This window comes from Spirosoma endbachense, from assembly GCF_010233585.1.
GTDB lineage: Bacteria > Bacteroidota > Bacteroidia > Cytophagales > Spirosomataceae > Spirosoma > Spirosoma endbachense.
The window spans coordinates 8,805,938-8,829,453 of sequence record NZ_CP045997.1; the positions used below are offsets into that span (position 1 = coordinate 8,805,938).

Here is a 23,516-nt window from a genome sequence, read left to right on the forward strand (position 1 = left end):
AATTAGTAGGCGGCTGTATAAATGGCAATGGCATCCTCACGGGTAATTTCACGAGGATTATTTTTCAGTAACCGGGTAATTTTCATAGCATCCTCTGCCATTTGTGGAATGGCTTCTCGGGGAATATTCACATCGCGAAGGCGGGCCGGAATGCCACAATCGCGAATCAGTTCATTGATTTTCGCCACTCCGCGGGCTGCCGTTTCGGCATCAGTGCTACCCCGCTCGCACCCCAGTGCGATGGCCACCTGTGCATGCCGGCAAAGCGACGCCGACGCGTTGAACTCCATCACATAAGGCAGCAATAAGGCATTGGAGAGCCCGTGGGCCAGATGAAACATACTCCCCAGCGGATACGACAGGGCATGAACACCGGCCGTGTTGACAGGCCCCAGACAAAACCCACCCAGCAAACTACCCATTGCGACCTGTGTACGCGCTTCTTCGTCCGATCCATCCCGTACGGCCTGCACGATATTGGCCGCAATCAGGCGCATGCCTTCAAAGGCGTACATGTCGATGAACGGTTGGGCAAATTTGTTGGTGTAAGCCTCCAGGCAATGCGTTAGTGCATCAATACCGGTAGCTGCGGTAATGGCCGAAGGAACACTCAGGGTCAACAATGGATCGACATAAACGATGTCGGGCACCAGAAACGGACTGATGATGCCTTTCTTCTGATTATCGGCCGTATCGACTAAAATGGCGTTTGGCGACGCTTCACTGCCCGTTCCCGATGTGGCAGGCACACAAATAAGTTTTTTACGCCTACTGCTCAGGTTTCCAATGCCAACGATTTCAGCCAGAGCCTGGTCATTGTCGAGTTGGGCCGCTACCAGTTTGGCAATATCCAGCACGCTTCCTCCGCCAATACCCACCACCAGGTCGGGATTAAACGGAGCGACAGCTTGTAGTAATGCGTCGAAATCATCGAAGGTTGGCTCCTGAACAATACTGGTATCGACCCGAACAGCAATTCCATTGCTTTCCAGGCTATCAATCAGGCTTTTCAACTGTCCCAGAAGTGGGCTAATGGTTATGAGTAGTACCCGTTGGGGAAACAGTTGACTGATTTCATCAGCTAAGCTCCCCAGAGAGCCTTTACCAAAAACCAGTTTGCCGGGAAAATGTATTTTTAAAGCCTGAGTCATTGTTTCTAAAGTGTTTTTGTCCTGCTGATGTAGCCTGATCGCCGGAGCGAATGCATGACAAAAAACAGTTTCAATCCTTCGTTATTTCTTTTGCTATTGGTGCCGTATAGCCTGCCAGAGTGGGCCAAACGCCGTTTTCAATAGGTTTCAACTTCAGTTTCTTCGGATCAATGACCGCGTGTTTGATCTTTTGCCGACGCCATGTATAAATCACATGAATCAACCCATCGCTCGTTTGAATCACGGATGGATACGAATACTGACTGATGGGTGAATCTTCCAGGATGACCGCTGCCGACCAGTTTTTACCATCGTTCGACACGGCCAGATTCAGCGGTGTTCGCGGCCCTTTGGCCAGATCCCCCGGTGGCAGTACGTGGTTATAGACCAGCACCTGCCGACCATCGCTGAGCGTTACGGCATCGGTTCCTGAATTGTTATTGGGCAATGACGATTTGGCCAATGGCGACCACGTTTCTCCATTATCTGTCGACCAGGATTCGACAATTGCGCGATCTCTACTACGTGCCAGAATCTGGAGTTTTCCCTTCCCGTAACTCAGAATGCTCGGCTGAATGGCATTGATCGTTTTGCCGTCATTGATCGGGCCGACCATCCGCCAGGTTTTTCCAAAATCCGGAGTCACTTCGAAATGCAGTTTCCAGCCGTCGCCCTCCGTGCTGGACGGGCAAACCAGATTTCCATTGGCCAGCAATACCGGTTTGTTTTTCACTGGTCCTATATACCCTTCGGGTAAAGCTTTGGCCTTCGACCATATGCGACCACCATCTGAGGATGTTTTCAGCCAGCCTTTCCATTTGGACGGACTTGGGCCAACTTTGTAGAAAAGCATCAGATCACCCTTCGGAATCTGATACAAAACCGGATTCCAGCAGGCGTACCGGAGCGTATCGTTGATAATTCCATTGGCCACGTTTTGCGGAGCCATCCATTTGCCGTTTTCCTGGCGGCTTATCCAGATGCATACGTCCGGGTTCCGTTCTTTAGTCCCTCCAAACCAAGCCGATACCAACCCGGTCGGCGTTTCGGTAATGGTGGCGGCATGGCTTTCCGGAAATGGTGGTTTTTCAACCACAAATTCATCGACTACCAATCCGGATTGCCATTTCGGCAACTGGGCGAATGTTGTACTGAAGAGTGTCAGACTGGTCAGCAGGGTCAGGTATAGGGGTTTGTTTTTCATTCTTCGGGAGAATTTTCCGAAACGGAGCCGATCAACGGTTTTACCCTTTCGAGAAGCTGATTCGGAACTATCAATTTGTCGCCTGTTTCTTCTCAGCGGCTTTTTTTGCTTTGATTGCAGCCGTATAGGTATTGTACATTTCTCGCCAATTGCGGCCATTGGCATTGAGATACTGCTCTGATTTGGTTTTGTAGATCTCGAAAATGGCCGAAATCTCTTTCATGCTTTTATAATCGACAGCCTGTTCCCGAGCCTGCTCCAGAAATCCCAGAATGGTTTCTTCTTCCTGAGCGGTTATGTTGGGGACGATGGCCCTGTAACCGTTCATCGTGAACGCGACTTTTCCAATCGTGTATTTATTCAGCACGGCGTCAACCTGCTTTTTATCGAGGTCTTTTTGCAGCCCAGTCATCAGATCCTCGTGTACGGTTTTGGGAATGGCCGAGTCGGCTATGAGTTGGCGGTCCAGCTCTGACAGCGGTTTGCCCGTTACGGGATTGATCCCGGCCGGAACTGAAGCAACGGGATGTTCATTGTGCCAGTCGCGTATGGCATTCAGGTGCGTAGCAACCACTCCGGTCAGGCGTTTTTCCTTATCCGGATCATTCAGGTTCAGTGAACTAATCCACTCGGCGGCTTTTTTCTCCTGTTCAGCATCGGCTTTCGCTTTGGTCTCGGCAGAGGCTACTGGCATGACGGATTGAGTCTGGCTGAATACAGGCGCTGCCGACAGGACGCCAGCTATGAACAAACAGGTATTGACAATTTTTTTCATGGCTATTTTGAGCGTTCAGGAAGTTGTACTAGTTCATACTGCTGATTCTTCAATGGATTATCGGTTCGAAACGGGCGGGCAGGCAGCCCTTCGTTATTGAACAGATTCGGTTGGGCCGCTTCGTCCCAGGCAAAGCGAACAGCCACCGGATTCGACACAGAAGCCGCCGAAACGAGCACGTGTCTGCCGTCGATTCGTGCCTGTGCGGGTACAAAAACGCCATTGGCCCCGGCAACCGTAAAGCCAGTAAGTGGTTGCCCGTCTTTACTGACCAAACCATTTCCTATGTTCCGGAAGCTTAGTTCGGCCATGCCGCTCTTTACCCGCATGCCCTCATAAACAGGGCTTTGCGAACTAACCGAACGCTTTCCGTAATCTGTAGCCAGGGCGAGTAAGGCAAGTCGTCGACCAATTTCCCATTTGTAGGGAGGATGGATGTCGGACAGATCTTCGGCCAGATCGGTCGTTACGATCATTCCGGTTTTGGGCAGACTCAGTACCAATTCCTGCGCTTCCCGAAATTCAGGCAATGTTTCGCGCGTGAGCACAACTTTTCCTTTTGATTCAGAATATTTGAATGGCGCTAGTTGAACGTAATAAAACGGCAGATTCGGGTCGCTCCACGCGCTACGCCAGCTCGTAATCAGCGTTTTCATCTTGTGCGAATACGAACTGGTTTCTTTCAGGAAACAGTTGGTTTCTCCCTGATACCACAGAAAACCCTTTACCGCAAACGGTGCCAGTGGCCGAATCATGGGTTCATAGAATTTTCCGGGTTCGCCGTCTACTTTCTGATCGCCATAATAAGCATCCTCCCGAAAAGCTGATTCTGAAATCCACGGCTCAATCCGGCTGCCGGGTATGGCCGACGAAATGACCCCAATCGGCACATTCAGGTTTTTGTAGAGTTCTTTCGCGAAGAAATAAGCGGGTGCCGAAAATGACCGCAAAGCCGAATCCTGAGCCATGTTCCAGCCGCGATGCAGCGAATCGGGCTTACCAAGCTCTTTCCGGTTGACCAGAAAGATGCGGATCTGAGGATTCGTAGCGTACTCCAACTCATCGACTGGATTATGGCCGTCAGTGTCAGTGGCCAACGCCCGATTCACCTTGCTATTCTTCCGCATGGTGTATTCCATGTTCGATTGTCCCGAGCATAGCCAGACTTCGCCCACCAGAATATTTTGCAGCCGGATGGTATTGGTGCCCGAAATAAGCAACTCAGATGGCTTCGTTGAGGCTTTCAGTGGTTTCAGGGTAATCTTCCATTGGCCCGAGGCATCAGCAAACGTAGTCTGTTGTTGCCCGGCAAACTGAATCGTCACCGTCTCGCCAACCGATCCCTTTCCCCAGATCACCACCGGTTTCCCCTGTTGCAGTACCATATTGTGCCCAAAAATTCGGGGCAGTATGATTTCGGCTTTCAGTTGGATCGAAAGGGAAACTGTAACAAGGAATATGACGATAAATTTGGACATTTGAGCGAGCAACTTTCCGAACGACTTAAGTCTTTCTGGAAGTTTATTTATTCTTGAAATTTGATTAACGGACTCGTTTTAAACGACTTAATCACAAACACAGCTTCTTCGTCCTGCTCGCCTGCTTTGGGTAAATCATAACTTTGGTCGGTCGGCGTATCGGCATCCGGGAACCGGCGAACACCACCGGTTCGAAACACCACCCGCCGGAACGACGCCACAGGGGCAAAGAACAGTTTAGCCCCTTTCGATTGCCCATTCACAAACGTCGTAAACATCCGTTTGTCGCGATCCAGCTCAATTCGTACCTCGTATTGTTTACCCGCTTCGTATTTCTGAATGCCTGAATCACGGTAGCCGACTTTGGCTTTAAAAAGACTATCCGAATCGAACATCAGTCGAACAGCCGCATTGCCTTTGGCATCCTGAAACTCGATCTGTAAAACCCCTTTATTAGCCTGTTGGGGCACGATTGAAAATTCGACAGCCACCTTCTTTGCGTCGGGGATAACCCGCTCGGCTTTGGCATAATCGAACTTGTCTTTATCCCGAAGAACCAGTGCTTTCGTACCCGCAGCTGTTTCAATTTTTGCCGTAGCCTGAAGCGGGCTGTAGATGTTCCAGTATTTTAGCTCTTCGCCCGCTGGTAGCTGGGCAAACACATCATTAGCCTGATTTTTCACCTCGTCGGTGATCGGAACCGGAATGCTGGATACCCAGATATCTTCCTTGTTCATGCTGTAGGTAACCCACAGATTGCCGTCGGGTGGCGTACCGTTGCCTTCTTCAATGCCCCGTACGTATTGCGGCCCATATGACTTGTAAGCCCCTCCATAGCGCATGGATGTAATTTCTCCATTTACCAACAGCAGATTCGTGTAGGCCAGGCCGTCTTTGCTGGTCGAAACCGCCAGCGGCCAACGAAACTCGGACGGGTTATAAACAGTGGCGTATTGGCCATCCGACGTTTTCTGACCCCATATCTTGGCGTTGCTGTTAACAAAACCCGGTGCCCGAAGCGGATTATACAACCAGGTTTTGCCTTCGTCTTTGCTGATTGTCGTTAAGGCGTGTTTCCATAGACCCACCACACGATTGTCGGGCAAATGATAATAGCTGAACGCTTTCACATCCTTCTTGAGCGAAATGAGTGGATCGTTGCGGTCGGCTTCTTCGATCCATTGCTGCATCATCAGCGGATTGGCGAGCAATTCATTACAGGCTTCGACAAATCCTTTGTCTTTCGAGCTGGTATAGAACGGGTAGGTCGATTTAGCCCGATCGGGGTTGCCATTGTTCCAGGATGTGTTATTGCGGATAAAGTAAATTGGTCCGAATTTACCATCCGGGTAGACTTCCCGAACTACGCGACCGATGCCGTTTCCATCGTTCGGGTCGTCTTTGGGTCCCATCACAATTCCGTAGAAAGCCAGCGTTAACAACCGTTTGTTTTTCGCGACAAAGAAGCCCATCCGCTGGTGCATGACTGCGTACAGATCTTTGGCGACTTCTGGCCGACCTTCTTTCTTCCAGCCATCCGGCACTTTGTATGGGGGAAAAATAATGGTTGGCTTCGACCAGTTATACCCATCTTTGGAGGTTAGAAGCAGCGTTTGCCCCGGCGGTACGTGTTCACCGACCGGATTGCTGAGGTATTGCAGGTAGAAGGTATTATTCCAGTAGGCGAGCATGGGGGCGTGATTGTACGTCCAGTTGGTGCCGCCTGCCAGTTCTGGATTTTCCCGGTTTGCCCGAAATACCTGAATGTTGTGTACGCCCACCGCCGGACTCAACTGACCGTGGTGATAATCGACATTGGACAACGTTTGCCCGACATAGTGCACGGTATCCTGCGTGTATGCGTAGTGGGTAAGGCAGAACAGAAGTACCGTCTGAAGAAATAGTTGACCTAACTTTTTTGTCATTGCGACCTGAGTAGACTCTTGAGGGTTCACTCGTGTTACGATTGCTCTTTTGTCGGAATGACAAATCGCTCCCGATCGTTTTGCCGGGTTTGAGATCCCGGCAAAACGACACGTTTCGACAAGTTGATTAACGTACACGTTCATAATCCTTTACTTTTTTTAACCCAAATTACTTCCGCATCCGTCGACTGATTTTTCAGACTGACCATTCCTCCTCCTTTTACCACCTCTTTCGATTTCGTGATCCGGCCCGTTTTGGGGTTCACATAACTGACCGAGAACGAACCCACGGCTTTTGTCAAATCAAGTTGAACAGGGTTTGGCGATTCGTTGTAAAGGATATAGCCGGTTTTCTCTGCGCCCAAAATCCATTGATTCGGGGCCGTTTGAGTCAAATCGAGTGGCTGCATTTGAGCCGCATCCGTTAAAAATTGAGGATCGGCAATCAGTGGGATAGTAGGCATAGACCCACCCGCCATCAACACTGCCCAGCCCATTGACTCGTAGCTGTCGGCAGCATAGGTAACGGATTTTTCGGGGTACTTCTGGCGATACTCCCGCACCGCCCGATACACCTGTTCAAACGACGTTTTTTTGGGAACGACCAGACGAGCGTGCTGACGCGGGGCGAGGTTCTGCCCACCGGCGGGTGCATAGACCGTACCGCTGGCCTGATAATGCCAGTAGCGAATATCGACCAGGTTAATGACCGCTGCTCGTCTGGCATCAGCCAGAATAGCATCCTGAACATCTTTGGTCGTGCTCAGGCCAACAATAACTTTTTTACCAGTTTCCTTCTCCCATTCGCTAATGGTATCGATCCAGAACTGTACAAAATGCAATGGTCCCGTAAATTCTGCCCCGATGAGCTGAATGACGCCTGAATTGTCCGCAAAATTGTCCAGGCACTTCCGAATGTAAGCTTTGTGCAACGCCCGACGAACCGGGTGCGACACATCGTAAAATTGTTCAGCCATGAAAATCCGTTTGTCGCCCGCATACGGAACCGGCTCCGGAAAACCCGTATTATTGATGTTATTAACAGGCCGCCACGGAAAATCGGCATAATGAGCACCTGCTTCAATGATGTTGTGCTGGAAATAATTCTCGTGGATCAGGGCAAGGCCTTTCCGGTCGGCGAGGTCAGCAAACTGTTTTAAGCGGCTCCAATACCAGTTATTATATTTCGTCAAATCATATTTACTCAGTCCGTCCCAGGCCGTTTCCTTTCCGCTACGGGAAAAGGGTAATTCATAAAAAGGCGGCCACACCTCGCCATCCATCCGGCGAATACGCTCATGATCATCGCGTCGACGCTCATACCAGAGACCGTAGTTATGATCGATAGCCAGAATATTCCGTACTTTCATCGAATCGGTCAGTTCCTCCAGATTATCGGTCAATCCCTGCCCGCTCATACCCGGCACAAAGCGGGTGATGTGTGGTTTGGCATTGTCGAGCCCATACGGACGAGCACTACCATTCCACCAGGGCACTTCCTGCCGCCGACCCGTTAGTAGTTTTGCTCCCCGAACTAGTTTTCCATGCTGAATCTGCATGGGTTCGCCTTTGGAGAGAGTTGCATCTTTGGGCAATCCAATGGCGTCGATCGAGCGGGCATTTGGTGTCGTTGGAATGGGCTGTCGACGGGAAGAAGCCGTGATAAAATCGTATAATGTCGGGGCAGGGTTGACAGCGAGTTTGGTCAACGCAGCCGCTACATCTACTTTGGGGCTGCTCGAAGCCTCCGAGTCGACTGGGAGTAAACTAATTCGGTCGGTAACTTTGTCGCCCAGACGGTCTTTTAATTGGGCATAATACAAACTGCGTGGGTGAATATGTTCGTTTGACATATCCCAATACCCATCTCCTGAAAACTGCGCCCACAATCCAAACGCCCAGTTCTGGGCAGTGGGCGGTTGATAGCAGTCAATTCGGGCGGCCGTACTTTGCCAGAGCACGCTATTGGCTGCACTCCAGCCAGCTCCCTGACCGTCCTGGCCAAGATTGGCAAATCGCAGGGCGTTGCCATCAATGTTCACGACGTCGAACAACACGCCCGATGCCCAACTGTCGATAGTGCCACTAAAGCTGAACGGCAAATGCGCTTCGCACTGCACAAACGCAGTAGGTCCGGCATTGCAAAAACCTACCGCGAAATCATGATAACCATACTCCGAATAAAGCCGCTGAAAGAGCGTCTGTTGCCCTTTGGTAAAGAAGGTATAGCGACGCTCCCCACCAATTTCCGATACCGGCGCCATCGACTGGCAATCTTCAACCGTAACCCGTTTTGCCGTTTCCTGCACGTATACGGCCGAACCAGCAAAATGGCGAAAAACGACCTGCCTTACCCAGGCATCCTGTACATTTTCGAGCACAATGGCCATCCAGCGATGATCCTCATCTTTCGGATTGTTTTTGTCGTAGGTCGATTCCAGAACCAGATTCTCTACGCCCGACTGCTCAATTCGACCCGACCAGGTATACCGGGCAATCGTACCTCCACCAAAAGCAGAGTCCAAGGCGGTTGTTATGGGGGCATCGACTGTAAGCTCAGCCCCATTAACCGCCGTAATTTTACGATCCCAATAGAGATCACGCTGGCCCGGTTTCCAGCCCAGGGCTGTAATTCCTCCGCCAAAATGATCGGCCTGTAGTTTCTGAATCCACTCTTTTGTAGACGGACGGCGAATTTGCACCCAATCACCGATGGCAAATCCAGTCGGTTGAGCGACCCGAATTTTAGTAGCATTTACGGGTACATAACCGTCCGAAATTGGTACCGCTGCGGTTAGCTGGCGGTCGTTTTTACCAGAAATTGTCAGAAGATTATCACGGCTGAAACCCGTTCCCAGAATCGTCGTTCCACCCGCTCCCATTCCACTACCCCGAAGCACTACACCCGAAGCCGTTATTTTTAAGCTACCCGCGACGTCATAAACGCCCTTTTCGAGCAGAACAGCCCCGCGAATTCCTTCTGAATTGGCTGGCAAAGAGGCAACGTAGTCAATTGCGGCCTGTATCCGGAGGGTTGCATCACCCTTCCGAACGGGTACAACTACTTTTATATCGGCGTTCGGAATGGCCTGTTCACCAGCTTTATAGCCGCAATACGAGAAGTCAGGGATTCGATTCTCCCGTTCGTCGGGTGCATAGATCAAATGCCCCTGCTTATCGAGCGAAACAGGTTGTTTCCTGACCGGCTTATTTCCCTGCGCACGCACGTCTCCAACACGCCCAAGAGCGACCAGAAGATAAAGCAGAGCGATAAATAAGTAGGGTTTCAACACGATTCGAGGGAGGGATTAGGACTGGATTTATTCGTATCTGTGATGGCTCTGAGTGGTCAGAGCCATCACAAAAAGGGGACTACGTTCTCGGTCTTACCTGCTGAACGGATACGACACTGTTCAGGTAATCTTCAATGTTGGTATAGCCATCCTTGTTTTTATCCTGTCTGGCATCGGCCGCATCGTTTGGATTCAGGCCATTTTTCGTTTCCCAGGCATCGGGCATACCATCTTTATCCGAATCGACATAGGGTTTGCCGGTATACTCAGGATAGCCACCTACCTGAATCGGATCAGTGATAATGCCGTTCTTATACGAATCCAGGGGTAAGCGACGGTGCTTAAACTGCGATTCTGGCAATTTCACCCCTTCTTTGTACGTAATTTTACCTGTACGTACTTGCTCGACCACCCGTGTATCGACCGGATCACGCTTGGGAAGTGTGGCTCCGGCGTTGACTAACACATAGTCGTAAGCTTGTTTGGCCGGCAGGATGGTGATTTTGGGCATGGGTAACGGTTCATTCCATTTCATGTTTGCCGTGTATTTACCCGCATCGGCCATATCTTCAACCTGTACGCCCCCGTCCCAGTTATCCTTTGTCACTTTCTCATTCCCGTCGACAATGTTCCCGGACACATAGGCACGACCGTAAACCCGATAGCTCAGTTTACTCCGTCCCGATTCGGGCTTCAAAATTCGGTAGCCGATTGGCGAATTCTTCGGTGTTTCAGGACCAGGCTTATAGTAGTTGTTGATAATATTGTACATAGCCGTGTAATCGCCCCCATCCGTTGACCGGTGCACCCAGTTGAAGATAACGTTATTGGCAAAATTGAAGATTCCATTCCAGCCAATCGACGGATTCCGACCTGCGTTATCGGCCCATAGATTGCGCATGAACGTACAGTTTTCGCCACCCAGCGTACTGCCAAAGGCATGGTTCCAGGTATCTAATGCCTCCGAGAAAATCGAGTTCTGAATCGTAATGTTTACCGTAGGTAATTTCTCTTCTACGGTCTTGCCTGTACTGTCGTTATACATATGGCGATACATCGACATATTCTCGTCGAGTCCCCAGCTCGCCGATACGTGGTCGATCATGATGTTCCCGATCGGGTTTCCCCCAATTGAATCGTCGCGACGGCCCACGTTGGTTTCACCCCGCCGAAAACGCATGTAGCGGATAACGACATCATGCGTATTGATCCAGACTGATTCGCCCGCCACGCAAACGCCATCGCCCGGTGCTGTCTGCCCGGCAATCGTAATATACGGAGCCCGAATGATGATTGGGGTTTTAATCCGGATAATACCCGCCACATTGAAAACAACCATGCGTGCGCCCCCCTGCTCACAGGCTTCCCGTAATGTGCCGGGGCCGCGATCTTCCAGACTGGTCACGACGTATACTTTTCCGCCCCGACCGCCAAATGTATACGCGCCACCGCCTTCTGCTCCCGGAAAAGCCGGGATACTGGCCTGGGGTAAATCTACAGGTCGAGCGGCCCAGGGAATGTAGGGCCTACCTTCTTTGGCTTCTTTATCGATGATTGGCTTTGCCTTTTCCCAGGCAATATCAGACTGACGTCTGGATTCATTGAGCAGATCGTCACTTTCCTTCTGAATATCCGGCGGAATTGTCGGGTATTGCGCTGAAGCTGGTCGATGCGCAAAAAGCAGAACAGCCGAAAGTAGGACAGGAATAAGTTGCTTCTTCATGTGACGGAATTTCTGTCAAGTACCCGTATTCTCCTAATAAACAACGATTTAGCTAATCTGGAGAATACGAAACTAGGGTTAATGGCTAGATTGTATATCAATCTCAAAATAAGGCTAAAAAAAGTGCCAATATCTATATCATTTTTTCGGCAATGTATAGGATATTATCATCCGCCTGGATCAGCCCATTCGCATACTAAACGAGGTCGGAATACTAGAAAGGCACGTAGATTTTGCCTACTATCTTCTAGGTAGTTTATAGACGCTCCTGCCAACAGCCGGGTGATGACCAGATTTCAAAAAAGCCTGACTGGAATAATGAATCAATTACGCGCAAAACGGGTATGAATCCTGCCAAAATGCCTTGTTGTACCGGGAAATTGCAGAATCATTTTAACTATAAGCTTCAGCTGGGAAGCATTACTTGAACTGGTAAAGTCCTGAACCTATTCCGAAATCCTACTTTATGAAAAGCACAGGTTTTACGTTTAGCCTGATCGCCCTACTCCTTGGGCTAACGCATCAGGTTGTGTCACAAAAAATGACTGAGGAGCGGAGCCGTATTGCCGCTGAAATGGAAAAATCCGTTCGTACCGAAATGCTCAACGATTGGTATCCTCAGGCGGTTGACAAGGAGTTTGGTGGTTACCTAAGCACCTTCACGTATGATTTCAAACCCACCGGGCCACAGGACAAGATGATTGTTACCCAGGCCCGCCATACCTGGACGACCGCCAAAGCGGCCGAACGGTATCCGGCTACAACCTATTATAAGAGTAACTCTCAGCACGGCTTCCGATTCCTTCGGGATGTCATGTGGGATAAAGAATTCGGTGGTTTTTATACGCTGGTCGACCGAAAAGGCACGGTTAAAGGCGTTGGCAACAAAGAAGCTTATGGAAACGCCTTTGGGCTCTACGCCCTGAGCGCTTATTACCACATGTCGCACGATACGGCTGCGCTAAATCTGGCAAAAAAATCGTTCGGCTGGCTGGAAAAGCATAGCCACGATCCCGTTTACAAAGGTTATTTTCAGCATCTGCGCCGGGATGGTACGCCTATCAAGCGCGATGCATCCGTACCCTCTACCTCCGATCTTGGCTATAAAGATCAGAATAGCTCTATCCACCTCCTGGAAGCCTTAACGGAGCTGTACGGCGTTTGGCCCGATCCACTCGTTCGGGAGCGGCTCAACGAAATGCTGCTGCTGATACGGGACAAAATTACGTCGCCCAAGGGCAATTTAGTCTTGTTTTTCCAGCCTGACTGGACACCCGTATCCTATCGGGATTCATCGGAAACCGTTGTTCTGAAGCATCGCAACCTCGACCACGTTTCGTTTGGCCATGATGTTGAAACCGCTTACCTGATGCTTGAAGCGTCGCATGTATTAGGTCTGAAAAATGACACCAAAACGCTGGAGGTAGGCAAACGAATGGTCGACCATGCGCTGGCGACGGGATTTGACAAAACCGTAGGCGGGTTCTACGACCAGGGCTACTACTTCAAAGACAAGCCCGGCATGTCAATTATTAAAGAGAGCAAAAACTGGTGGACACAGGCCGAAGGGCTCAATACGCTCCTGCTCATGGCCAATAAATTCCCCAATGATCCTGCGCAGTATTTCAACAATTACAAGCTGCTTTGGCAATACTGTCAGACGTATCTGATCGACCACGAACACGGCGACTGGTACGAAGAAGGACTGGACAAAGATCCGCAGCGCAAGACGGGCCTGAAGGGCCATATCTGGAAAGCGGCCTACCATACCTATCGTGCCCTGACGAGTTGTGTCGATCAGTCGCGAACCAAACCGTCAGCCCATTGAGCCAACTAACCATTTGTCATGAAAACGACTTATTTAGCATTCCTCATTGTAACCATCGCCCTGTCGATCAGCTTTGCGCCTGCCAAAAAGATTGGCGTTTTTCAACAAAGTGTCGATGTTGGCAATCCTAAACTCTCTGGTTCGTCGCAATACAACGCGCAGACCAAAGAATACACCCTGAAAGGTTCTGGGTATAACATCTGGTTTGAGCGGGACGAATTTCAGTATCTGTTTAAGAACCTGACGGGCGACTTTACGGCCACTGCCGACTTTGAATTCGTTGGAACCGGTACTGACCCACACCGTAAAGTGGGCTGGATGGTCCGCGAATCACTGGACGACAATGCCTCTCACATCAGTGCAGTCGATCATGGCGATGGCCTGACGGTGCTGCAATGGCGGGTAAAAAAAGGGATGGCTATGCGCGATCCGGAAGATGAAATTTTTAGCCCGCAAAAGAGTATTCAGACTATACAACTGGAACGTAAGGGCGATGAATATACCATGCGGGTAGCGAAAAAAGGAGAGTCGTTACAGACTGTCGGTTCGCATACCATGAGTAATCTGTCTAAACAAGTGATGGTCGGACTTTACATCTGTTCGCACAATCCAGCCAAAGTAGAGGAAGCGATTGTCAGGAATGTTCAACTAAAGCAGTAGCCGTCTAAACGAAACCTTATTATGACCAGAGCCCCACTTATTTACGGCCAACTTGCCCTGTATCTGCTGATCGGCTTAGGGCCTCGCCTGTTGCAGGCACAGGCTACACCCACGGAGGTTCCGCTTTGGGCCAATGGGGCACCCGGTTTCGAAAACCGACGAAATGAGCCCGAAAAGGCGAAAGATTACTGGGTAAAAAACATTCATAATCCATCGATTACCGTCTATCTGCCGCCCAAGGAAAAAGCCACCGGCGCTGCCGTTGTGATTTGTCCCGGAGGTGGTCATCGGGAGCTTGTTTTCAATGCAGAAGGCAATCAGCCAGCGCTCTTTCTGAACAGTATTGGCGTAGCTGCCTTTGTGTTAAAATATCGGCTTGCCCGCGAAGAAAATTCACCCTACTCGCTGGATAAGCACCCACGGAAAGATGCTTACCGGGCTATGCGGCTCGTTCGCAGTAAAGCAAAAGAATATGGTATCGACCCGGATCGGCTTGGAATGCTGGGGTTTTCGGCGGGTGGCGAAGTTGTCGGGATGGTCGCTTATGCACCCGGTAAAGGTCAGCCCGACGCATCCGACCCCATTGACCGGCTGGATGGTAAACCAAATTTTCAAATGCTGATTTATCCGGGTCCGCTGGGTGTTCCCGAAACAGTTCCAGCCGATGCACCACCCGCCTTTATGCTGGCCGCAAATGATGATGTGTGCTGTTCCGGCCCGATTGTCAGCCTGCTTCAAAAATACCGGGCCGCCAATGTTCCGGTTGAGGTCCATATCTATACGCAGGGCAAGCACGGATTCAACATGGGTGATCGGTCCAAACTGAATTCGATAAAAACATGGCCGCAACGCATGGCCGACTGGATGGCCGACACGAACTTGTTGACCCCCAAAATTGACCAAACCAATAAGGCATCCAGGTGAGCAAAACGGCGATTTACCTCAGCATTGACACGTATTTAACGCTGTAAATCGCCGTTTTCGACAATGCCCGGCTCGTCGAGCAGTTGGATGGCTGATGCAGGCCCCAGATCGGCAGGAGCCTGCCAGGAACTCAACGCCCAAACGATTTTTTTATCGGGCGTTACTTCAAAAACCTGAACAGAACCCGGCCAGTCTTTGGCGTCTTTAATGCCATTGGCGCACCAACTGCAAATTACGGTGTTGCCATTGGCCAGTCGATTTACTTCCTGCACATTGAATAAAGAAAAACCGGGCAGATCTTTCTGGGTGAACTCCCAAACCGTTTCGCCTTTGGGGTTCACTTCCCGGGCATAGCGGCTCGCATCTCCACTGATCATTGTGTTCCCATTTTTAAGCCGAACAGCGGCCCAGGGTGAAGGCACATCCACCGACCAGAGCACCTTACCCGCCGAATCATATTCCACGACTTTGCCTTCCATATGCGCCACCAGAAATGTGCCTGCTCTGGTCATACGGACATGGCGGAACTGTCCATGCGGACTGTCGGGCCTGCTGGTCGGAATGATCAGTTCTTTTTCGGTTTTACCCGTCACTTTATTGATGATCAAAAGCTTTGCCGGATTGCCATTCTGCATCAACATAACGCGATCTTTACCAATGGGTTGCGTTGTATGAATTTCACATTTTGGCGGTGCTTCGTAGTTCCAGACGATCTTCTTATCGGGCGTAATTTCACTGGCCCCTACTTTTCGGGAGAATAGGATGTTGCCATTCGAAAGCATATGCGCATCGCCCAGCTCCTGTAGTTCGCCATTAGGCGCCTTGATCGGGATGCCATACGACCATGCAACTTTACCATCCCGCACAACCCAGAGCGTTTGCATCGGATTGCGATAGTCCCATTCTCCGGCATACAGAAACGGATGCTGACTTAGTCCTTTGCCAGGCAGTTGGGCCACCTGTGCGCCGACGGCAAGGCTCATTAAGCAGAGAACCAAACATGTAAAGCAGGTTTTCATGGTCGTTGGAATAGGTTCGGGATAACAAATTTTCTATGATTGACAAAGTACATCAAGGGCGTGCAACTACTCCGTTTTCGTTACCTAAAAAAATTCGGAGGGCATTCATAATACAACGTTACAACTGCCGGAGCCAACTCTATATAACTGGCAGCCACTAACTCACGCTGAAAGCAAGATCGTTGATCAGTAAATAACGCAGATTGTATACTTCAGTAACTGACTACTGTTTTCAGGAAGTGCATACGTCCATTAGCGAGAATTTCCATTCAGTTCGTCAGTAAGCCCTTCAATTACTCAACCAGGAAGCAGGCATACGGCGTAGAAAAAGGAACTGGATTTGGGGTATATACTTGTTGGAAATGCTTGTTAAGATGTGACTACATCTAGTCTGCTTATCAATATAATTATTACTTTTAGTATTTTAATAAGGATAATTCCTTGACAGGTTATCAAACTTTCGTTGAAGCCTATATCGTATGCAAACTGGACAATCACCCGAAAACAGGAACCAGATTGACGCCTGCCGGAAGTATCTGCTTCCTGTCACATCGAACCGGTTTCTGACCCTGCTCCTCATTTCACTTTTTCAGGTTGTCAATGGATTACAGGCTTCTGCCCAGTCACTTCCCAAAACGGAATCATTATTTGATGGAAAAACCCTGGCTGGCTGGAATACCGTTGACCCCGCTCATTCCAACCTGTGGTTTGTAAAAGATAGTGTGATTAGAAGTGGGGACGGTGTAAAAAAGATACCGGAGAATACCTACCTATATACCCTGAAAGAATATGGTGATTTTGAATTTCGCTGCCTGTTCCGGCTGTCAGGCAACCCGTCAACGGGCATGATCAATAGTGGAATTCAATACCGATCCGTTCTTGAGGGCAGTAAAATAGTTGGGTATCAGGCTGATATTGGCAATGGATATTGGGGCGATATTTATGATGAACACCGGCGTGGAAAACTGGTTGGTGGCGATTTGAGAACCCTCAGGCGTGTTCTTAAAGAAGATGGCTGGAATAGTTACATCATCCGCTGTAAAGGCAACCGCCATGAGCTGTACATCAATGGCATTAAAACCTGCGACTATATAGAGCTGGACAGCAAAATCCCATCTAAAGGCGTTATTGCCGTTCAGATTCACAGCGGGGGCGTTGCTCAGGTTGAATTCAGAGACCTGACCATATCCGAGCTTTAACGTTCAGCCCTGGAATGCCCAAATTCTGCTCAGAAAACCCCTTATCCTTACATGCAAGTTATACGACCTATTCCGATGAACAAGTTCCGGTTGCTCATACCCTTCCTAATTAGTAGCCTTATACTACCTGTAATGGATAGTATAGCCCAATCTTCCCAAACCAAAGTCGTTCAGGACACGGCGAAAGTTGATCGCGATTATACCCTTGAAGCGACCATGCTGGGCTTTTTTGCCAAAGATGGCTCCCGAAATCCCACCTTAAAAGCCAACAAAGGCGATCGGGTCCGCATTACGATCATCAACGGCGAGCTGATGACGCATGATATTGCGCTGGAAAAACTCGGCCTCAAAAGTAAGACCCTTCAGGAAAAAGGAACGCGTACCAGCATTACGTTCAAGGCCGATAAAAGCGATACGTATTACTGTACTGTTCCCGGACATCGGGCAGCAGGTATGGTTGGAAACTTTGAGGTGGTCGAAGGGTCTATCACGGCGGCTACGGTTGCCGGTCAGGTGCCAATGAAGAATGGACAACCCCTGAATCTGAATTTCGAAACGGGGACATTAAAGGATTGGACGGCCACCGGAGATGCCTTTACCAGTCCGCTTTTCGCTCAGGACGACCCATCCCCAGTTCATGAAAAAGATATGCACATCGGTTTTGATGGAAACTATTTCCTGAGTAGTGGAGGAACCACCAACTATAAACAAACTGGAACCTTAACGTCTGTTCCTTTCACCGTAACCCAGCCGTTTGCCGCTTTTAAAGTTTCGGGCGGTGCCTTGCAGGATACGCGGGTCGAACTGGTACTGGCAGGCACAGATAAGGTCATTTTTCATAGTACCGGGCAAGGTCGTGCCACTCTCCAGCCGGTCATCGCTGATCTGCAACCGTATTTAAATCAGGATATCTTTATCCGCATCGTCGATAACGAGACGGGTATTTCGCAGATTCCGTACATTCCAAATGATAAATGGGCGCACATCAATTTTGATAATTTTCTGTTTTACGCCACTCGCCCAAACTTTCCGAACGAGCTGAAACAAAAAGATATCATCATCCTGCCACCGCTGGACCCTGTCCTGAATGCAGGGCTTTCTGGAATCAAGGCGGCACAGGCCATGACACCGCCTAAAGGCTTTAAAATCACACTGGCAGCCGCCGAACCCGATATTGTCAAACCGATTTGTTTCACGCTCGATGCACGGGGCAGGCTGTGGGTCGTTGAATCACATACCTATCCGGTTCCGGCACCGGAAGGTCAGGGACGGGACCGCATTCTGATTTTTGAGGATACGAATGGCGACGGTACGCTCGACAGCCGAAAAGTCTTTGCGGAGGGGCTAAATCTGGTCAGTGGTATTGAGGTCGGCATGGGTGGTGTGTGGCTCGGTGCAGCCCCTTATCTGTTGTTTATTCCGGCCGATTTCAAAAATGACAGGCCGGCTGGGCCTCCCCAAAAACTACTCGATGGCTGGGGCACGCAGGATACCCATGAAGTACTGAATAGCCTGCGATGGGGCCCTGATGGCTGGCTTTACGGCACCCACGGTGTATTTACTCATTCAAACGTGGGTAAGCCGGGGGCTCCAGACTCCGAACGGTTGAAGCTGAACGCCGGGGTCTGGCGGTATCATCCAACAAACCAACAGTTCGAACTATTTGCGGAAGGCACCAGCAACCCCTGGGGGCTGGATTTCAACGACTATGGCCATGCGTTCGTTACGGCCTGTGTGATTCCGCATATGTATCACATGATTCAGGGAGGACGTTATTTCCGGCAGGCAGGAAAGCATTTCAACCCGTATACCTACGACGATATCAAAACCCATGCCGACCACGTACACTGGGTTGGCGAGCGCGGTCCTCATGCAGGTAATTTCCGGTCGGCTTCTGCAGGAGGTGGCCATGCCCATTCCGGGGCAATGATCTACCTCGGCAATAGCTGGCCTCAGGAATACCGGAATGATATTTTCATGAATAACATCAACGGTTCCCGGTTCAACCAGGATCATCCGACCCGGTCTGGATCGGGTTATATGGTCACCCACAAATCGGATTTCATGGCCATGAATGACTCCTGGTCGCAATGGCTGAATTTCAAGTACGACCCAAGCGGTTCGGTTTATGCCATCGACTGGTACGATAAGAACCAATGCCACAGCCCCAATCCTGACGTGCATGACAAAACCATGGGCCGAATCTTCAAGATTACCCATGAAAACGACAAATGGGTACAGGTCGATTTAGCTAAGGCATCGGATATGGAACTGGTTAATTATCAGTTGAACCCCAACGAATGGTATGTACGGCAAGCCCGAACGATTTTACAGGAACGTGGACCCAATAAAAAGGTACAGAAAGCTCTGAAAGAAATTCTGGCAAAAAATCCCGATGCTACCCGAAAACTACGGGCACTCTGGGCGCTGCATGTCACGAAGGGGCTCACCGACAAGGAGTTGACCGATTTGCTGACGAATGAAAATGAATACGTCAGAAGCTGGGCCATTCAACTACTCGCCGAAGACAAAAGCGTTTCTCCGGAAACGTTGAAACAGTTTGTTACAATGGCCCAGAACGATAATTCGGCGCTTGTTCGGCTTTATCTGGCATCGGCCATGCTGAGGCTGGAACCGGCGCAACGCTGGGATGTACTGGATGCGCTCGTTCAAAAAGAAGAAGACAAGGATGATCATAACCTGCCTTTGATGCTGTGGTATGCCGCCGAACCGCTGGCCGCTATCGATATGAAGCGGGCGCTGGAACTGGCGCAAAAATCCAAAATGCCGAAGCATCTCCCCTACACCATTCAGCGCGTTGCGGCAATCGGTACGGAGGATTCTAAAAAAGTCCTGAAAGAATTGAATAACCGGGTCGGCAAACTGGATCATTCACACGAAAGCCATGAAATTCAGGCGTTGATTGCCAAAGTACTGGAAGAGTGAAAACCTGGATACCATAGAATGAACATGGAGGAGGTAAAATGAATCGTAGTGGTAAGCACCGAAAGTAGTCCGACTGTATGATTTATTATTCATTCTCCATAGTTCATAAATCCCTTACTAGCCATGATGACAAGAATAGACCTGAATAGCCGACATTTGCTGAGCGGCCTACTCCTTTTCGGCTGTATTATAAACGCGTATGGTCAGGATAAATCCCTGTTTAAAGTACGCCAGCAGCAGGCCGCGAATACAACCGCAAACGCCCCTGATTCAAAGTCCATCGTGCTGTCTGATGACTTTAAAAAGACAGAAATAACGAGAGATTTTATTTCCGAAGGAGTAGCCGTCGCTGATCTGAACAAGGATGGGCTAATGGACATTGTTGCCGGTTATTACTGGTTTGAAGCGCCCAGTTGGAAACGCCACGAGATGGCTCCTTCCCGCGTCTATGACCCTCGAAAGGAGTATAGTGATTCGTTCCTGAATATGGGAATGGATGTAAATCAGGATGGCTGGGACGACGTCGTCATTGTTGACTTTCCCGGAAAACCGGGTTTCTGGTTTGAGAATCCCAAAAATCAACCGGGCCAATGGAAAAAACACGCTCTCGACGATTCCGTTGGCATCGCCAATGAGTCGCCGGGTTTTATTGACATAGATGGCGATGGCCGACTCGATATTCTTTGCGGGGATAAGGCGAAGAAACAGATTGTATGGCTAAAAGCGCCCGACAAACCAGGTGAAACCGCCTGGAAACGCTTCGCCCTGAGCCGGGAGAACGTACCCGGAACCGAGATCTTTTCGCACGGAATCGGGTATGGCGACGTGAATAAGGATGGGTTTAACGATGTTGTGGTTCGTGAGGGCTGGTTTGAAGGAACGGCCGATAAAAAATCCGGCAACTGGGTATTCCATCCGGCAAATCTGGGCGAACCCTGTTCCCACATGCAGGTACTGGATGTGAATGGCGACGGAAAAAACGATGTAGTAAGCGCATCGGCCCATGCATTGGGTGTCTGGTGGCATGAGCAGGTAGTCGATGAGCAGGGTAAGCTTACTTTTAAAACCCACTTAATGAGTAACACCACAGCCCAGACTCATTCGTCGATCATGGCTGATCTGAACGGAGATGGTCGTAAGGATTATATAACCGGAAAGCGATTTCTGGCTCACCACGGTCGTGACCCCGGCGACAGTGATCCGGCTATTCTCATGTGGTTTGAGTTTACGCCGGGTAAAGAGCCTTATTATAAAGAGCATGTTATCGACAACGACTCGGGTGCGGGGCTCAATATTGTGGCGCAGGACATGAACGGCGACAAGAAAACCGACCTTGTTGTGGCCAATAAAAACGGGGTTTTTCTATTTGAGAATAAGATGAAGAAATAGAAATTAACCTAACGATATTATATCTGAGGGTGTCGTATGCTACTGATTGAGTTGGACAGATATTAAAATCACCGAAATACCGCTTCATATTGTACATTTCCGTACCGGACTTTCTTGTACGGATACCAGCGCACCGGCGCCCGGCGAAGCTTGGGTTTACGCTTACGCTGATGCATCTGACTTGGAGTCAAATAATTTAATGATGCATGGGGGCGAACCGTGTTATAAGCATTGATGGCTTGGGAGACGCCTTCTTCAGCTGTTGAAAAAGAAGAGAAGCCACGCGCTAATTTGCAGTCATCTTTTAGGGAGCGAAGTACCCGCTCGGCCATCGCATTCTCGTTCGGATCACCTGATTCAGTCATACTAATAGTGGCATTCGCTTGCCTTAGGCGCTGTACATAAGTCCATGAACAATACTGCACACCCCGGTCAGAGTGGTGGATGAGTGGCTGACTAATGTCTTTACGGGCCGACAAGGCTATTTTTAAAGCATTAAGTGCTCCCTGCGCATGCATTGTCTTCTGCAAAGACCACCCCACAATTTTGCGTGAGAAGGCATCCATAATGACATACAAATAAGCATAATTGACGCCCACTGGAATGTACGTCGGATCGCTCACCGCACCGGCGGCCCGGCCAAAGTTCATTTACCCGAGTCGGCTTCAAGTCTTTAGCCATGTTGGGATACTTATAATGAGGATGATTAGACTCTGTAGTAGCCACTTTGTTGACTTTCTTTTTGGCCAACATCCCATGCTCCTTTAAGAGCAAATGCAATCGATCTCTACCTAATTTGATGCGATGGCGCATCAGGAATGTCTTCAGCTCGTTATGAAGCTTGTGAGTACCCATACCAGGTACTTCACGACGTATACGTCTGACCTCCTGCAAAATAGCATCAATTTGGAAACTCGTTCTTTCTTGCCGCCGGGTAGCCGCATACCAGGCTTGACGCACTCTGCCAAACAGTCTACAGATTAACTCCATACCCACCAAGGGGTAGCGACGAGTTAATTTTTCGGCCGCCTGGCGCCAGGCTTTTTTATGATAGGGATGTGAAATTGCTCCTCTGCAATCTGAATCACAGTTTGGTAGGCCTCGGCTTGTAAGCGTAAAAATTGATTCTCGGTTTCGGCTAGTTTCTTCTCTAACATTTTGACATAATCAGCATCCCGTTTCATGGCTTTACGACGGTTTTTAGGAAATAACAGAGGAAGTAAGCGGTACCTAAAATAGCTGCGGTTTAGACGGCGCAATTCCGTCCCAGAGATGCCAAGACGTTCTTCAATTTCAGAAGCTTGGACGCGTTCAGTACGATAAGTTTCGACAACTTTCCATTTAAAGAGTCGAGTTTTCTTTTTCCTATATGCTACTAAATCATTGAGATACGTATTCATACTGGATTTTGACTATTATTTCCAGTAGCATACGCTTCTTTATGAAGGCTTTATTTTAATTCTTCTTGCCCCTTATTTACTACCTGAATCAAAGGACTTAAAACGCTACAAGACAGAAAACTTAAAGGCGTTCCATCATCAAACACAAAGGTTTGCTGTAGTTGCATGACAGAATTGTCGTTTCTACAACCAGCCATGTAGTTATATTGGATTGGCAGCAGAAGTACCTCTGATTGGTTAGGTTTCGTTACTTTCCAATATTTCTCGGTTGCTTTAATAGACGATTTGAACAAATTGATGACAAGAGAATCGGCCCCCTTAGTCGCTGATATGTTCTGAATATTACCATCGTATGCAATTTGAAATTTAATGTAAAAGCTACCCTGACTACAGAGCTGGTGGCGACTTGGATACTCTTTTGCCATGTAGTTGCCTAGAAATGTTGTAAAGGATTTATGATTAATAATAAATCGATGGGAGTGCTCGCTGAACTGTGTCAGCAGGTTTTATTCGATGCGATGCGATTTGATTCGTTCTTCAAAGATAATGCTGAACTGATTAATGATCTCTTTCCAATTATAGGTCGTCGTTTCCCATTTAAT

17 protein-coding genes are annotated in these 23,516 nt (G+C 49.3%); 6 read left to right on the top strand and 11 right to left on the bottom strand.

Going from position 1 to position 23,516, the window contains the following annotated elements; translation table 11 throughout:
• Positions 1-2 precede the first annotated feature (2 nt).
• The 7 genes from GJR95_RS35550 to GJR95_RS35580 all read right to left on the bottom strand — a co-directional run bounded on the left by GJR95_RS35550 (position 3) and on the right by GJR95_RS35580 (position 11,549).
• Complete coding sequence (locus GJR95_RS35550; protein WP_162390377.1) at positions 3-1,151, bottom strand: iron-containing alcohol dehydrogenase; 1,149 nt, start codon at positions 1,149-1,151, stop codon at positions 3-5.
• 70 nt (positions 1,152-1,221) lie between these two features.
• Positions 1,222-2,355, bottom strand: a complete 1,134-nt coding sequence (locus tag GJR95_RS35555) for a sialidase family protein (protein ID WP_162390378.1) — start codon at positions 2,353-2,355, stop codon at positions 1,222-1,224.
• Positions 2,356-2,425: 70 nt separating this feature from the next.
• A complete protein-coding gene (locus tag GJR95_RS35560; RefSeq protein ID WP_162390379.1) occupies positions 2,426-3,130 on the bottom strand; it encodes a DUF3826 domain-containing protein in 705 nt (234 codons plus the stop codon).
• 2 nt (positions 3,131-3,132) lie between these two features.
• Positions 3,133-4,608, bottom strand: a complete 1,476-nt coding sequence (locus GJR95_RS35565) for a sialate O-acetylesterase (RefSeq protein ID WP_198424771.1) — start codon at positions 4,606-4,608, stop codon at positions 3,133-3,135.
• Between the two features lie 47 nt (positions 4,609-4,655).
• On the bottom strand, positions 4,656-6,533 hold the full coding sequence (locus GJR95_RS35570; RefSeq protein ID WP_162390380.1) for a sialidase/neuraminidase family protein: 1,878 nt from the start codon (positions 6,531-6,533) through the stop codon (positions 4,656-4,658).
• Positions 6,534-6,673: 140 nt separating this feature from the next.
• Positions 6,674-9,826 carry a DUF6298 domain-containing protein gene (locus GJR95_RS35575; protein ID WP_198424772.1) on the bottom strand — a complete coding sequence of 1,051 codons (3,153 nt, stop codon included), beginning with the start codon at positions 9,824-9,826 and terminating at the stop codon, positions 6,674-6,676.
• 79 nt (positions 9,827-9,905) lie between these two features.
• Positions 9,906-11,549, bottom strand: a complete 1,644-nt coding sequence (locus GJR95_RS35580; RefSeq protein ID WP_162390381.1) for a pectate lyase family protein — start codon at positions 11,547-11,549, stop codon at positions 9,906-9,908.
• Between the two features lie 466 nt (positions 11,550-12,015).
• On the opposite strand from GJR95_RS35580, the gene GJR95_RS35585 reads away from it, so the two are divergent.
• Genes GJR95_RS35585 through GJR95_RS35595 form a run of 3 tightly spaced genes read left to right on the top strand, consistent with a single transcriptional unit; the run spans position 12,016 to position 14,961 of the window.
• Entirely contained in the window at positions 12,016-13,377 is a 1,362-nt protein-coding gene (locus tag GJR95_RS35585; RefSeq protein WP_162390382.1) for an AGE family epimerase/isomerase, read from the top strand.
• A gap of 18 nt (positions 13,378-13,395) precedes the next feature.
• The gene (locus tag GJR95_RS35590) at positions 13,396-14,037 is read left to right on the top strand and encodes a DUF1349 domain-containing protein (RefSeq protein ID WP_162390383.1); all 642 of its coding nucleotides are present in this window, start codon (positions 13,396-13,398) and stop codon (positions 14,035-14,037) included.
• A 21-nt stretch (positions 14,038-14,058) separates the two neighbouring features.
• Positions 14,059-14,961 (top strand): alpha/beta hydrolase, encoded by a 903-nt coding sequence (locus GJR95_RS35595; RefSeq protein ID WP_162390384.1) that lies wholly within the window; start codon positions 14,059-14,061, stop codon positions 14,959-14,961.
• A 35-nt stretch (positions 14,962-14,996) separates the two neighbouring features.
• Here the strand turns inward: GJR95_RS35595 and GJR95_RS35600 are convergent, their stop codons facing one another.
• Positions 14,997-15,980 carry a beta-propeller domain-containing protein gene (locus tag GJR95_RS35600; protein WP_162390385.1) on the bottom strand — a complete coding sequence of 328 codons (984 nt, stop codon included), beginning with the start codon at positions 15,978-15,980 and terminating at the stop codon, positions 14,997-14,999.
• Positions 15,981-16,459: 479 nt separating this feature from the next.
• On the opposite strand from GJR95_RS35600, the gene GJR95_RS35605 reads away from it, so the two are divergent.
• From GJR95_RS35605 to GJR95_RS35615, 3 genes are all read left to right on the top strand, one after another.
• Entirely contained in the window at positions 16,460-17,179 is a 720-nt protein-coding gene (locus tag GJR95_RS35605; RefSeq protein WP_162390386.1) for a 3-keto-disaccharide hydrolase, read from the top strand.
• Between the two features lie 75 nt (positions 17,180-17,254).
• Complete coding sequence (locus GJR95_RS35610) at positions 17,255-20,125, top strand: PVC-type heme-binding CxxCH protein (RefSeq protein WP_162391994.1); 2,871 nt, start codon at positions 17,255-17,257, stop codon at positions 20,123-20,125.
• A 126-nt stretch (positions 20,126-20,251) separates the two neighbouring features.
• Positions 20,252-21,514, top strand: a complete 1,263-nt coding sequence (locus tag GJR95_RS35615) for an FG-GAP repeat domain-containing protein (RefSeq protein WP_162391995.1) — start codon at positions 20,252-20,254, stop codon at positions 21,512-21,514.
• 68 nt (positions 21,515-21,582) lie between these two features.
• Here GJR95_RS35615 and GJR95_RS35620 read toward each other — a convergent pair whose 3' ends face one another.
• From GJR95_RS35620 to GJR95_RS35630, 3 genes are all read right to left on the bottom strand, one after another.
• Complete coding sequence (locus tag GJR95_RS35620; protein WP_162390387.1) at positions 21,583-22,164, bottom strand: IS3 family transposase; 582 nt, start codon at positions 22,162-22,164, stop codon at positions 21,583-21,585.
• Between the two features lie 363 nt (positions 22,165-22,527).
• Positions 22,528-22,914, bottom strand: coding sequence for a hypothetical protein (locus tag GJR95_RS35625; RefSeq protein WP_162390388.1), 387 nt, complete (start codon positions 22,912-22,914; stop codon positions 22,528-22,530).
• Between the two features lie 50 nt (positions 22,915-22,964).
• The gene (locus tag GJR95_RS35630; RefSeq protein ID WP_162390389.1) at positions 22,965-23,339 is read right to left on the bottom strand and encodes a hypothetical protein; all 375 of its coding nucleotides are present in this window, start codon (positions 23,337-23,339) and stop codon (positions 22,965-22,967) included.
• Positions 23,340-23,516 lie beyond the last annotated feature (177 nt).

Excerpts from the sequence above, each read along its gene's own strand:
- GJR95_RS35550 (WP_162390377.1), bottom strand. The coding sequence starts at position 1,151 with ATGACTCAGGCTTTAAAAATACATTTTCCCGGCAAACTGGTTTTTGGT.
- GJR95_RS35555 (WP_162390378.1), bottom strand. The coding sequence starts at position 2,355 with ATGAAAAACAAACCCCTATACCTGACCCTGCTGACCAGTCTGACACTC.
- GJR95_RS35560 (WP_162390379.1), bottom strand. The coding sequence starts at position 3,130 with ATGAAAAAAATTGTCAATACCTGTTTGTTCATAGCTGGCGTCCTGTCG.
- GJR95_RS35565 (WP_198424771.1), bottom strand. The coding sequence starts at position 4,608 with ATGTCCAAATTTATCGTCATATTCCTTGTTACAGTTTCCCTTTCGATC.
- GJR95_RS35570 (WP_162390380.1), bottom strand. The coding sequence starts at position 6,533 with ATGACAAAAAAGTTAGGTCAACTATTTCTTCAGACGGTACTTCTGTTC.
- GJR95_RS35580 (WP_162390381.1), bottom strand. The coding sequence starts at position 11,549 with ATGAAGAAGCAACTTATTCCTGTCCTACTTTCGGCTGTTCTGCTTTTT.
- GJR95_RS35585 (WP_162390382.1), top strand. The coding sequence starts at position 12,016 with ATGAAAAGCACAGGTTTTACGTTTAGCCTGATCGCCCTACTCCTTGGG.
- GJR95_RS35590 (WP_162390383.1), top strand. The coding sequence starts at position 13,396 with ATGAAAACGACTTATTTAGCATTCCTCATTGTAACCATCGCCCTGTCG.
- GJR95_RS35595 (WP_162390384.1), top strand. The coding sequence starts at position 14,059 with ATGACCAGAGCCCCACTTATTTACGGCCAACTTGCCCTGTATCTGCTG.
- GJR95_RS35600 (WP_162390385.1), bottom strand. The coding sequence starts at position 15,980 with ATGAAAACCTGCTTTACATGTTTGGTTCTCTGCTTAATGAGCCTTGCC.
- GJR95_RS35605 (WP_162390386.1), top strand. The coding sequence starts at position 16,460 with ATGCAAACTGGACAATCACCCGAAAACAGGAACCAGATTGACGCCTGC.
- GJR95_RS35610 (WP_162391994.1), top strand. The coding sequence starts at position 17,255 with ATGAACAAGTTCCGGTTGCTCATACCCTTCCTAATTAGTAGCCTTATA.
- GJR95_RS35615 (WP_162391995.1), top strand. The coding sequence starts at position 20,252 with ATGACAAGAATAGACCTGAATAGCCGACATTTGCTGAGCGGCCTACTC.
- GJR95_RS35620 (WP_162390387.1), bottom strand. The coding sequence starts at position 22,164 with ATGAACTTTGGCCGGGCCGCCGGTGCGGTGAGCGATCCGACGTACATT.
- GJR95_RS35625 (WP_162390388.1), bottom strand. The coding sequence starts at position 22,914 with ATGAATACGTATCTCAATGATTTAGTAGCATATAGGAAAAAGAAAACT.
- GJR95_RS35630 (WP_162390389.1), bottom strand. The coding sequence starts at position 23,339 with ATGGCAAAAGAGTATCCAAGTCGCCACCAGCTCTGTAGTCAGGGTAGC.